The organism is Trichococcus collinsii (assembly GCF_900107505.1).
Taxonomy (GTDB): Bacteria; Bacillota; Bacilli; order Lactobacillales; family Aerococcaceae; genus Trichococcus; species Trichococcus collinsii.
In genome coordinates this window covers 129,947-142,676 of record NZ_FNQH01000005.1, presented here as the reverse complement: position 1 = coordinate 142,676, position 12,730 = coordinate 129,947, and the positions used below count along the sequence as shown (strand labels likewise).

12 protein-coding genes are annotated in these 12,730 nt (G+C 46.3%); 7 read left to right on the top strand and 5 right to left on the bottom strand.

The annotated features are described in order from the left end of the window. Positions 1-117 precede the first annotated feature (117 nt). The 5 genes from BLV66_RS12140 to BLV66_RS12120 form a co-directional block, all read right to left on the bottom strand. Positions 118-432 carry a hypothetical protein gene (locus BLV66_RS12140; RefSeq protein WP_086986992.1) on the bottom strand — a complete coding sequence of 105 codons (315 nt, stop codon included), beginning with the start codon at positions 430-432 and terminating at the stop codon, positions 118-120. 229 nt (positions 433-661) lie between these two features. After that, positions 662-1,540, bottom strand: coding sequence for a helix-turn-helix domain-containing protein (locus BLV66_RS12135; RefSeq protein WP_086986993.1), 879 nt, complete (start codon positions 1,538-1,540; stop codon positions 662-664). Between the two features lie 93 nt (positions 1,541-1,633). Beyond that, on the bottom strand, positions 1,634-2,446 hold the full coding sequence (gene yidA, locus BLV66_RS12130; protein WP_086986994.1) for a sugar-phosphatase: 813 nt from the start codon (positions 2,444-2,446) through the stop codon (positions 1,634-1,636). Further along, complete coding sequence (locus BLV66_RS12125; protein ID WP_245826727.1) at positions 2,443-3,828, bottom strand: HD domain-containing protein; 1,386 nt, start codon at positions 3,826-3,828, stop codon at positions 2,443-2,445. Before BLV66_RS12125 ends, yidA begins: the two co-directional genes overlap by 4 nt. 28 nt (positions 3,829-3,856) lie before the next feature. Then, complete coding sequence (locus BLV66_RS12120) at positions 3,857-4,699, bottom strand: lipoate--protein ligase family protein (RefSeq protein WP_086986996.1); 843 nt, start codon at positions 4,697-4,699, stop codon at positions 3,857-3,859. 213 nt (positions 4,700-4,912) lie between these two features. On the opposite strand from BLV66_RS12120, the gene BLV66_RS12115 reads away from it, so the two are divergent. The 7 genes from BLV66_RS12115 to BLV66_RS12085 all read left to right on the top strand — a co-directional run bounded on the left by BLV66_RS12115 (position 4,913) and on the right by BLV66_RS12085 (position 12,546). After that, positions 4,913-5,338 (top strand): YwiB family protein, encoded by a 426-nt coding sequence (locus tag BLV66_RS12115; protein ID WP_176974257.1) that lies wholly within the window; start codon positions 4,913-4,915, stop codon positions 5,336-5,338. Between the two features lie 44 nt (positions 5,339-5,382). Next, complete coding sequence (gene rpoE, locus BLV66_RS12110) at positions 5,383-5,991, top strand: DNA-directed RNA polymerase subunit delta (protein ID WP_086986998.1); 609 nt, start codon at positions 5,383-5,385, stop codon at positions 5,989-5,991. Between the two features lie 215 nt (positions 5,992-6,206). Continuing rightward, positions 6,207-7,817, top strand: a complete 1,611-nt coding sequence (pyrG, locus tag BLV66_RS12105; RefSeq protein ID WP_086986999.1) for a CTP synthase — start codon at positions 6,207-6,209, stop codon at positions 7,815-7,817. 143 nt (positions 7,818-7,960) lie between these two features. Beyond that, positions 7,961-8,818, top strand: coding sequence for a class II fructose-1,6-bisphosphate aldolase (fba, locus tag BLV66_RS12100; protein WP_086987000.1), 858 nt, complete (start codon positions 7,961-7,963; stop codon positions 8,816-8,818). A 602-nt stretch (positions 8,819-9,420) separates the two neighbouring features. Then, on the top strand, positions 9,421-10,692 hold the full coding sequence (gene murA, locus BLV66_RS12095) for a UDP-N-acetylglucosamine 1-carboxyvinyltransferase (protein ID WP_086987001.1): 1,272 nt from the start codon (positions 9,421-9,423) through the stop codon (positions 10,690-10,692). A gap of 135 nt (positions 10,693-10,827) precedes the next feature. Next, positions 10,828-12,087: a transcription termination factor Rho gene (rho, locus tag BLV66_RS12090; protein ID WP_086987002.1), complete on the top strand. Its 1,260-nt coding sequence runs from the start codon at positions 10,828-10,830 to the stop codon at positions 12,085-12,087. A gap of 93 nt (positions 12,088-12,180) precedes the next feature. Next, on the top strand, positions 12,181-12,546 hold the full coding sequence (locus tag BLV66_RS12085; RefSeq protein ID WP_086987003.1) for a DUF6568 family protein: 366 nt from the start codon (positions 12,181-12,183) through the stop codon (positions 12,544-12,546). Positions 12,547-12,730: the final 184 nt, after the last annotated feature.

Genomic DNA, 12,730 nt, shown 5'->3' with positions numbered 1-12,730 from the left:
AATCCACCTGTTATAAAAACCATATATCGCCGATGATCAGACGGATCCAATGCATGGATGAGCCCCCTTTCTCACAACAGGCAAGCTTGCTATCAGAAACAATGAATACAAAAGCAGCTATTTTTCGTGAAAAGTACTTTTGACATAGAGGAGCAGCAAGACAGCCAAGAGCACAACGACATTCAAAACCACCCCCAAACTTGGCGGAAGGACCTGGATAAGCAAGGCCAGCACGATCAGATTCAATGCATCGATGCCAAGGAAGGTCCAATGCTGCGAGGATTCCATGCAGTTGCTGGAAATAAACAACAAGCCGCTGCATATGCCGATTGTGAGCCACCAAGATTTTGACACTTCCGGATACCGTACCATTCCAATTAGGCAGGCACAGCCCAGTACATAAGCGCATAGGTTACATCGTTTTGGATTCATGGACTTTCCCCTGCCTTTCTTTTAAGAAATGGTCATTTTGGGAATTGTCAGGACATTCTTCCCATAGTTGCTCTCATTTTATTACAGATTTTTTGCGTCTCTACAAAATATTCCTATAAGCATAAAAAATCATCGCATAAATAAATGTATGCCCGCAGGCGGGCGCGAAACAATGGATACATTTCAGTTATTCATGATTTTGCTCGCAATCCGACGCAAAAAGACGACCTCATTTAGAGGCCGCCTCTTCTAGGAGATTGTATTCATTTTCAAGAGCGGCCTTGAAAGCCGAGTCATCCACCGCGTCGATCAATCGGAAAGCCTGGTCGATCATCTGCTTGCCAGCGGGCTTTCCCGACTTCGCCAAGGCGAAACCTTTTCTGAGATAGCAGACGGACAAGTGTCGGTAGGAGCCAGCCTGCTTAGCAGCCGGGATAAGCGCGTCGATGCAGGCAATCGTCTCTTCATAGTGTTTATTTTTCAACAGCAATAAGCACAAATTATAGCGCAGCGAGATGGCTATCTTTGTGGCTGAAGGATGGCTTGCGTATTTCTTCGTCTGTGTGAAGGCGGTCTCGGAAATCAGGATGGCTTCGTCGATGGGGAAGAGAAACAGCATCGCATTGATCATCCCCAATTCCACCAAATACCAACCGTCAAGCTTTTCGAGCCTATCCCATACCGGAACTGCTTCTTTCCGGGCACTCAGAATATCTCCCGTTTCGGACAAAATGATCAGCGCATCGGCCAAATGGACGATGTCAGCGATGATGTAATCGGTGTGGCCCCCCAAATAGTTAAGTGCTTTCTCCCGGATTTCCTTCAATAATCGGACATCGTTGAAGGAGAGGTTCAGGAAGGCAGCCACCAATTGTTCCTTTTCGGAATAGTTGTATTCATGCATGATGTAATGGAACTCTTCGTCGGTCATGTCCAATCTGCTCAAAAGATGCCGATAGTTGCCTAGCGTTGGCTCGATCAGATCCCTTTCCATCTTGGAATAGGTGGATTGGTGGATCTTGTTTTCCGCCATGTATTGTTGGGAATAGCGTTTATTTTTTCTTATCCTTAGGAGGGTTTTGCCGAACCCCGCAGAATGATTGTCCATATCAGGCACCTGCTTCACACTTAATTAAAATAATGCCACATTTTGTCGAAGGACCCCCTTCAACAAAATGTAGCATCTCAGAAAAAATTCGGTTTATTTGTTAAGGTAGGTCCGGATTGCGTGCGCAACGCCGCTTTCAGCATTAGATTTGGTGATGAAATCCGCAGCTTCCTTCACTTTATCGACGGCGTTGCCCATCGCGACACCAACGCCTGCGTATTCGATCATGCTCAGGTCGTTCTCGTTGTCACCGATGGCCATGATGTTTTCCGCTTCGATATTTAATAATGCAGCCAATTCGACCAATGCGCTGGCTTTACCGGCATCTTTGTTCAGCACTTCCAGGAAATGCGGTTCGCTGCGGACAATCACATAGTCTTCATGGAACTGTGCTGGAATAGCTGGAATCAATACATCCAACAGCTCAGGCTGGTCGATGAACATGATTTTCGTGAACAGCTTATCTTCCGGCAGTTCAGCCAATGAGCGATAGCGGATCGGCATCGTTGTAATGAATGACTCGCGTGTCGTGAAGATGCTGATATCTTTGTTTGCGGTATAGATGGCTTCGTTGTCGATTCCGTGCGTATGCACGTTGAACTTATCGGCTAATTCATTGATTCTGACGAAGTCGTTGTAATCCAACGTATGTGAAACGAGCACTTCATTTGTTGCGGTGGACAACACTAAAGAGCCGTTGTAGGTGATGACGTAATCTTCGTCCTGATCCAATTCCAATTCTTTGATATAGCGTTTGACGCCAGGGAACGGTCTGCCGGTGCAGAGTACGATTTTGACGCCTTGTTCACGTGCTTCCGTGATGGCTGCTTTTACTTCCGGGGTGATTTTGAACTCTGGGTCTACCAATGTACCGTCGATGTCGATGGCGATTAATTTGATGCTCATAGTGTTCCTCCTGTTTGTTGGATTGGTAAAATTTCATCATTTTCGAAAAAAGTTGAAAATTCCTGCGATAGGGATTCGAATAGATTGATGCCGGCCTCTTCGTCGCTATGGGTAATTTCGCGCGGAAAGTAGAAACGTTCATCCCCGCGGACCTTACCCGTCAAAGCCGACACGATCGAACTTGCTTGCGAAAGCTCCAGGAAACTGCCGTTTTTCTGGACAAGCTCAATCTGGGTCCGGGTCGTGGCCTGGTACGGCCGGTAGAGATCATACGGCAGGTCATAACTGTTGTTTACTGCAGTATAGTAGTCCTTGTTGAAACCCATGCGCTCAATGAGTGCACTCATGCGTTCCAGTGTAGCATCATCGCGTCCTTTTGTGTAGCGGACCGATTTGAAAGGATGACGATTGACGAAGCGATAGGCCAGATCGTTCAAAATGGGATCTTTTTCATCGAGCCAATGGTTAAAGTAGGTTGTCAGGACGCCATCATCCAAACGCAGGTAATCTTTCAGCGTCCAAGTCTGCTTGAAGAACGGCGTCAGGAAAGTGGCTGTATGGCGAAATTCGGCTTGTTCATCCAAATAGACATCTTTCGCGCGCTTCAAGAGGTGACTGAGGACGACCTCCATGCCTCGGGAAACCGGATGGAAATAGATTTGCATGTACATCTGATAGCGACTGACGATATAATCCTCCACCGCATGCATGCCGGAAATGTCAAAAGCGATCCCGTTCTCGTAAGGCCTGATCACACGTAAAATCCTCGTGAGGTCGAAATTGCCGTAAGTGACGCCGGAATAATAGGCGTCGCGCAGTAGGTAATCCATCCGGTCCGCATCAATTTGGCTGGAAATCAGCTGTACCACCTGTGGATTATCGTAGGTTTTGGCGATGACAGCGGCCACTTGGTTCGGAAAATCCGGTCCGATCTGCTGTAGGATCCGATTGATTTCGGTATCAGGGGAGGTGATGATTTCGATTGTGATGGCTTCATGGTCCGTATCGAATATTTTTTCGAATGTATGCGAGAACGGACCGTGGCCGATGTCGTGCAATAAAGCGGCGCAAAGCGTCACGAGCCTTTCCCCATCGTCCCAAAGGCCGTCCCCAGACTCTTTGCTGGGGTAATTCCGGACGAATTTGTCGCAGATCCGGCGGGCGATTTCGTAGACCCCCAGAGAATGATTGAAGCGGGAGTGTTCGGCGCCATGGAAAGTATAGGAAGAAGTCCCTAATTGTTTGATCCGACGCAAACGCTGGAACTCAGGTGTATTGATCAGGTCCATGATGATCCGGTACTGAATATGGATGTAGTCATGGACAGGGTCACGGAATACTTTTTCTTTCGGCAATAATTCCGCGGTATAGTGTGTACTCAAATCGCATCGCCTCTTTCTGTCATTCCGTTTAGGACTGCAGTTCCTGATTGACTTGTTCATTGCGTTTCTTCATTCTCATATAAGCTGTTTCATACTCTGACATCAGACGATCCGTGTATTCTCCTGGCAGGAGCGTATTACCGTTGTTGGCGAAGACGGACAAAATCCGTTCCTTAACAGCGGCTACCGTCAAAGGTTTGCCCAGCAATTCCGCCAAGTTTGCCATAGAACCGGGGTCGACGGTCGGGAAATGCCAACGGGTTTCTTCACCTTGCAGGCTTTCTGCGTAGAAGCGGCGGATCATTTCCCCGCGCTGCTGCTGATTGCCGGTCACGCTCATGTAGATCATGATGGCCACGCCGTTTTTGAAACGGCGCTGCGCGATGCCTGCGAATTTTTTTCCGTTGATGCTCAGGTCGAAATCGCCTGGGCAATAGGAGTCGCTGATTTCGAAGGCTTCAATTGTTTGTTCGGAATCGGAAAAAGCCTGCTCCACCAGTTCCTTCATGAGGACATAACCGTCATTGATCGTGAGTTTGGCATTCTCGGTTTCGGGAAGCACCAAGGAGAAATTCAGGATACCTGCATCGGCAACGACGGCCAATCCGCCGGCATTGCGGACGACGATATCGGTCGGGACGCTCCTCAAGTAACGCAAGCCGTCCTCCAGATGGGGAAGGCGCGTGTCCATCATGCCGAGGATGACCAGCTTTTCCATCGGCCAAAAATGCAGAGCTGCCGGAGCTTCAGCGTTCCCGACCAATCTGATCAAAGCATCGCCCATCGCGAAGTGTGAAAGTGCGTCGGTGCCGAATGCTCCATGTGAAGTATCGTAGATATGATAAATGTTGTTTTTTAAATGGTTTGTCATAAGCGTTTCCTATCTTTGTGGCTGTTTCTGCTCCCATTATAGCAAAGTTCAGGAAAGATTTGAGGGTGAAATGCAGCGAAAGGCAGGATTTCTTCGCATTTTGGAAAATCAGCCCGCAAATGATTGACCAGCACTCATTTTTACCGCTATACTGTATTTGAAAACTCGTGCGGCCGCAAGGTTTCAGCACGATGGTTAATGAGGTGGAAAAGCTTGTCTTTAAAAGAAGGAATGCCCATCGAGTTCCAATTGGAAACGCTGGTGAAGCAAGAAGGGGAGCAGGAAAGCTTCCTATATGAAGGAATGGGCCAAATCGTGGAGATGGGCAACTGGCTCTACCTGCGTTATATAGAAGCCGAAACAGCTGTTCCGGTCACGTTCAAACTGTCCCGTGAAGGGAAAGTGACCATTATCCGTAGAATGGAACAGACGAGCCGCATGTCCTTCGATGCAGAAGGAAAAGGCATGGCTATGCTCCCGACGCCGGCCGGACTGATGGAAATCGAAACGATCACCCATGAAATGTTACTGGAGTTCAAGGAAAAACCGTTTGCCGGGAAAGTTACCTTGCAATACGAACTCCAAATGAACGAACAAAAATTGGGAGATTATCGAATTGAATTGCAATTTACCACCTGAGTATTGTATGATTAAGAGTAAACTTTTGAAAGGACGTGACACCATTGAAATTGAAGCAATTAGATGGTACTAGCAAAAACGAATTGTCAATGATAGAAGTTGCACATGCAATTTTCGAAGAAAACGGTGACGTACTGGACTTTAACCAATTATTGGTTCAGATACAGGACTATCTTGAAATGTCGGAAGAAGAATTGGAAGGCAAGATGACACGTTTCTACACTGACTTGAACATTGATGGTAGCTTTATTTCTTTAGGAGAAAATCGTTGGGGATTGCGTTCATGGTATCCAATTGATTCAATCGATGAAGAGATTCTTTCCAGTATCGATGAGGATGAAGTGAAAGTCCGCCGTAAGAAACGCAAGAAGCTGAATGCATTCGCCACTTCAGAAGATGATGATGATGTAATCGATTATAATGATGACGATCCGGAAGATATCGATGTTGCTGACGAAGATGAAGATATCGATGTGGATGAGGACGAAGTCGATGATGTTGATGCTGTGGATATCACGGATGACGATGACGACATCACGAGCGGTATCGAAGAAGATTTGACCTTGATCATTGAAGAAGAAGATCTTGAAGAGGAAGAAGAATTCGAAGAGGAAGAAGAGTTCGTTGCGGAAGAAAAGGACGAAGAGAAATAATCATTTCCTCCGGTACCCAATTCTTTCTTGACACCTTATGCAATTGGAGGTATCATCTTCATTGGGCTCCCAAAAAGCAATTCTTTTTGGAAAGCATACGTTGAATTTTTACGGCTCCCTGTTCTTAAGAACAGGGAGCTTTATTTTGTTTATTGCAGCGTTGGAGAATCCTTCGGACATAATTTTGCACATTTTAAAACAGGGGGAAGAAAAAAATGACTAAGTATATTTTTGTAACAGGCGGGGTAGTATCTTCAATCGGTAAAGGTATCGTGGCGGCGTCTTTAGGACGTTTGCTGAAAAACCGTGGATTGAAGATCACAATCCAAAAATTCGACCCTTACATCAATGTGGATCCAGGTACGATGAGTCCTTACCAACACGGGGAAGTATTCGTTACTGATGACGGCACCGAAACCGATTTGGACTTAGGCCACTATGAGCGTTTCATCGACATCAACCTGAATCAATATTCAAATGTGACGACCGGAAAGGTTTATTCCGAAGTCATCCGCAAAGAACGCAAAGGGGACTATCTAGGCGCTACTGTCCAAGTAATCCCGCACATCACGAATGAAATCAAGGAAAAGATCATGCGTGCTGGCGAAACGACAGATTCTGACATCGTCATTACTGAAGTAGGCGGAACCGTTGGTGATATCGAATCTTTGCCATTCTTGGAAGCCTTGCGTCAAATGCGTATGGAAGTTGGCGCTGAAAACGTGCTGTACATCCACACGACTTTGATTCCTTATTTGCGCGCAGCCGGCGAATTGAAGACAAAACCAACGCAACATAGCGTTAAAGAATTACGCAGTTTGGGTATCCAACCGAATATCTTGGTTGTTCGTACAGAAATGCCATTGCCGCAACATATCAAAAACAAATTGGCATCCTTCTGTGATGTGAAACCCGAAGCGGTAATCGAATCCCGTGACGTAGAGACATTGTACGAAATTCCTTTGATGCTCCAAGAACAGAATATGGACCAAATTGTCTGCGATTATCTTGGCCTGTCCGATCTGCCGCAAGCCGATATGACGGATTGGAAAGCTTTGGTCGAAAAAGTTCAAAGTCTTGAAAAAACAACTAAAATCGCTCTTGTCGGAAAATACGTGGAACTGCAGGATGCGTATTTGTCTGTAGCGGAAGCATTGAAACACGCCGGTTATGCGCACAATACCGAAATCGATATCCAATGGATCAATGCGGAAGAAGTGACTACTGCGAACGCGCAAGAGTATTTGGCTTCTGCGGATGGTATCCTTGTTCCGGGTGGATTCGGAGACCGCGGTATCGAAGGCAAGATTGTTGCTATCCAATACGCACGCGAAAATAATGTGCCGTTCTTCGGTATCTGTCTCGGCATGCAATTGGCTTGTGTAGAGTTTGCTCGCAATGTTGTTGGTTTGGAAGATGCAGATTCAGCAGAAACCAATCCGGAATGCAAAAATAACATCATCGATCTGATGCCAGACCAAGAAAACATCGATGAGATGGGCGGCACGTTGCGTTTAGGTTTGTATCCTTGCGAGTTGAAGGAAGGCACATTGGCTAAGAAACTTTACCACAACGCCGATATGGTCCAAGAGCGTCATCGCCATCGTTATGAATTCAACAATGCTTACCGTGAAATTTTGGCTGAAAAAGGCATGGTCTTCTCAGGCGTATCCCCGGATCAACGCTTGGTGGAAATTGTGGAATTGAAAAACCATCCGTTCTATATTGCTGCCCAGTTCCATCCTGAGTTCATCTCACGCCCGAACAGACCACAGCCGATCTTTGACGGCTTCATCGCGGCATCTCTGGAAAACGCAGGCAAATAAGCGGGACATTCCGCTCCCGATTTGACTGATATTGTATTTTAATGAGCAGGTTTGACTGAAAAGGTAGTAAATATTTTCATTTTCTGCTAAAATAGGTGTGTTGTAAGAAATATAGACCAATGGATTCCAAGGAGGCAACAAGAATGAGTCGTTTAGTAAGTATGACAGATATGTTAAACAAAGCGTTAGAAGGAAAGTATGCCGTAGGACAATTCAATATCAACAACCTTGAGTGGACGCAAGCTGTATTACAAGCTGCCCAAGAAGAAAAATCTCCAGTTATTTTAGGTGTTTCTGAAGGCGCAGCAAAATACATGGGTGGACATTTAGTTGTTGCAGCTATGACTAATGCTCTATTAGAAACTATGGACATCACTGTTCCTGTAGCATTGCATCTTGACCACGGTACAAGCTTTGAAAGCTGCAAATCCGCTATCGATGCTGGTTACTCGTCTGTAATGATCGACAAATCACATTACCCTATCGATGAAAACATTGCTCAAACTAAATTAGTTGTTGAGTACGCACATTCTAAAGGCGCTTCTGTTGAAGCTGAAATCGGAACTGTCGGCGGAACTGAAGATGGAATCACAGGCGGAATCCAATACGCTGATCCAGCTGAATGCTTACGTTTGACTACTGAAACAGCTATCGATGCATTGGCTGCTGCATTAGGTTCTGTACACGGACCTTACTCCGGCGAACCTGTACTTGGTTTCGACGAAATGAAAGAAATTTCTGAATTGACTCACAAACCATTAGTATTACACGGTGGTTCAGGAATTCCAGAACACCAAGTCAAAAAAGCTATCGAGTTCGGACATTCAAAAATCAACGTGAACACTGAATGCCAACAAGTCTTTACAGCTGCTGTAAGAGAAAAATTAGCTACAGACGCTAACGTTTATGATCCTCGTAAAGTTATCGGACCTGGTAAAGAAGCGATCGTTAAAGTCGTTAAAGAAAGAATGCAAGTTTTCGGTTCAAGCAACAAAGCTTAATTTAATCAAACGATCTTCGAGGAGGTCTGGGGCCAATGTTCCGGATCTCCTTTTTTGTTATTATTTTTTTCCGAACGTCCTTGGATTGGTGCCTCATTTTCCATATATTTCTGAGTTTGTGTTAACATTACATCATAAAGTAGGGCAGTTGTCTTCAATAAAGATGACTAGCGGTCCAAGCCTGCCTCTCGGAAATTAGATAAATCTGACCCATTGCGCTCTACAATGCTCATTTGCATGGGGCTCTGAGGGATTCATCCCTCAGAGCCCCAGTACAAGTTGAACGTAGGGAACGTTGCGAGGCCAGATTTCCTAAAGTTCTTTCGTGGCAGAGCGGGCTTGTAACGCTTTTCGCACGCTGTTCGGCCGTATCAAATTGAGAAATATAGCGGAAAGCAGACGATTGCATAAAAAAACTAGTAATGGACCCTGTATTTTTGTTAGAATTGTAAATGATCAACCAACAATCGAATAAAACTAAAAATAATTGTATTTCGGCATCGTTGCGCTGTTTTTCCCGTGAAAGGCAATCCGTGCGAGCGATCCCATTTATTTCCAGACGATTTTTCGTTCGGCAACTACACATGAAGTGAGGCTTTTTTATGAAAAAATTAGTTATAGAGGGGAATAAACCGTTGAACGGTGAAATCACCATCAGCGGAGCGAAAAACAGCACGGTTGCGCTGATCCCGGCTGCCATTTTGGCGGACTCCCCAGTCATCTTGGAAGGCATCCCCAACATTCAGGATGTGCACTCTCTGATAGATATCCTTGAGGACTTCAACGTCGAAGTGTCTTTTGATGAGGATGAGGGCATCATCACGATCGATCCGACCAACATGATTTCCATACCGATGCCTACCGGAAAAATCAAAAGCTTGCGTGCTTCGTATTATTTCATGGGAGCTATCCTCTCAAAATTTGGTGAAGGAGTCATTGGGCTGCCTGGAGGCTGTTTCTTGGGCCCGAGACCGATCGATCAGCACATCAAAGGTTTCGAGGCTTTGGGCGCGACGGTGCGCAATGAAATGGGCGCCATCTATCTTACTACACCAGAAGAGGGGCTGAAAGGCGAGCGCATCTATCTTGACGTGGTTTCGATCGGAGCGACGATCAACACCATATTGGCGGCGGTCAAAGCTAAAGGCAAAACAATCATCGAGAATGTGGCCAAAGAGCCGGAAATCATCGATGTCTGCATCTTGTTGAACAACATGGGAGCGAAAATCCGCGGAGCTGGGACGGACATTATCCGGATCGAAGGCGTGGAAAGCTTACATGGTTGCAGACACACCGTGATACCGGATCGCATCGAAGCAGGGACTTATCTGGCCGCTGCCGCAGCGATGGGAGAGCGTGTGCTTGTGAAAAATGTGATCGTCGAGCATATCGAAAGCCTGATCGCAAAAATGGAAGAAATGGGCGTAGAGATGGAAATCGGCGAGGACAGCATCCTGGTCAAAAAATCCGATAACCTGAAGATGGTCCACATCAAGACGTTGCCTTACCCTGGGTTTGCGACTGACTTGCAGCAACCTCTGACTCCGCTCTTGCTGAAAGCGAGCGGTGACGGCACCATCATCGACACCATCTATCCTAAGCGCGTCAACCATATCCCGGAGCTCCGCAGGATGGGTGCGAAGGCCAAGGTGGAAAGTGACATGATCTTCATGCAAGGCCCCAACAAATTGACCGGTGCGGAAGTTACAGCCAGCGATTTGCGTGCTGGCGCCTGTCTAGTCATCGCAGGATTGATGGCAGAAGGCACAACCACAATTTCAGGTATCGAGAATATCCTGCGCGGGTATGATCATATCGTCGAAAAATTGACTGCTTTAGGCGCAGATATCAAAATGATCGAAGACGAAGAATAAACTTCTTCGCGCAACACGATAATAAGGAGCACCTTCAAAGCAGTAACCAACTTTGAAGGTGTTTTGAATATCTTATATATTACATTTGCCGAAAATAAGCATCATCAGAATGATAAGAGAGGAAGGTGGAACTGTTTGGAAGATATGCTTACCTTGCATGAGTTGGAAAGTAAGACTCTTAAAGAAATATACACCTATGCCAGAGAACTGAAGATCCCCTACTACAGCCAAATGAACAAAAAAGAGTTGTCATTGGCGGTCATCCGTGCCCAAGAGGAAAAGCAAGGGTTCTTCATGACTGAGGGCATTTTGGATATCGTTGCTCAGGAAGGATTCGGATTTTTGAGGCCGATCAACTATTCGCCGAGTCAAGAAGACATTTACATATCGACGTCGCAAATCAGACGCTTCGATCTGCGTAATGGGGACAAAGTGGCGGGAAAAGCCAGACCTCCGAAAGCATCCGAACGTTATTACGGTCTGATGCAAGTCAGCACTGTGAACGGAAAACGACCTGATCAAGCCAAAGAGCGCTCGCACTTCCCAGGGTTAACGCCCATTTATCCGAACCATCAGATGAAATTGGAAAATACCCGGACAAACGTAACCGCTCGGATGGTCGATCTGTTCTCGCCAATCGGCTTCGGTCAACGTGGGATGATCGTTGCGCCTCCGAAAGCAGGAAAAACGACTTTGCTGAAAGAAATCGCGAACGGCATCACCACTAACCATCCTGATGTCGAACTGATCATGCTGCTCATCGATGAGCGTCCGGAAGAAGTGACGGATATCGAGCGCAGTGTGAAGGGTGATGTGGTTTCCTCAACTTTCGACCAACAACCGGCAAACCATGTTCGGGTGGCGGAACTCGTCCTGGAAAGAGCCATGCGCCTTGTCGAAGACAAACGCGATGTGGTCATTCTGATGGATAGCCTGACGCGTTTGGCCCGCGCCTATAACTTAGTCATACCGCCAAGCGGCAGGACCTTGAGTGGAGGGATTGATCCGGCAGCCTTTTATCGCCCGAAACGTTTCTTTGGTGCAGCCCGGAATATCGAAGATGGCGGCAGCTTGACGATCATCGCGACTGCGCTTGTCGACACCGGCAGCCGTATGGATGAAGTCATCTATGAAGAATTCAAAGGAACAGGGAACATGGAACTTGTGCTTTCCCGTGAATTGGCGGAACGCCGCATCTTCCCTGCAATCGATATCAAAAAATCGGGCACCCGCAGAGAAGACCTCCTCTTGGATGCGAAAACGATGGAGAGTATTTACAAAGTCCGACGCGGCATGCGCGGGGATGCTTTGGAATATACAGAGAGCTTCCTGAAACAGATGAGCACAACCGAAAATAATGAAGCTTTGCTGACCCGGATTGCATTGATGAAATAGAAGTGTGCCGGAGCGTGTGAGCAAATCATGAGCATTTTTTACAGCTTCCCGGTATAGTGGAACTATCAAAACCCAAAAACTGGAGGTTTTCAAATGCTTTTTAATAAAGGAAATTACGAAGAAGACATAAAAGAATTCATAGAGATCACGCCTGAAGAGTTTGAAGGGAAACTAGCTGCCGGTGAAAAAGCGGTCGTTTATCTCGGGAAAGCCGTTTGCCCGTATTGCCGGAAATTTGTCCCTAAATTGGACAAGGTCCGCAAAGAAAAGAACCTGACGATCCATTATCTAAACAGCTTGAATACACCGACAGACCCTGTGATCCAAAGTCTGCGCGACAAAATGGGCGTCCGCACGGTGCCTGCTCTTGTGAGGATTGATGGTCCGGGCCAATTCACGAACCTGAATGCCGACAGCAGTCTTTCGGAAGAAGAGATTGCAGCCATTCTAAATAAATAACGCAAACACGTTTTTCTCACTGCTGCCTGTATGGGGAAAACGTGTTTTTTAAATTTGTCGTTGCATTCTTGCTGTTTGCGTGGTATCCTTTTAACGTTAAAAAGGATTACCCTGCGGTAGACTTTTTATTACAAAAAGACAACTCTGGCTTAGTAAATAATCCAGGGCAAAAAGGAGCGAAAGA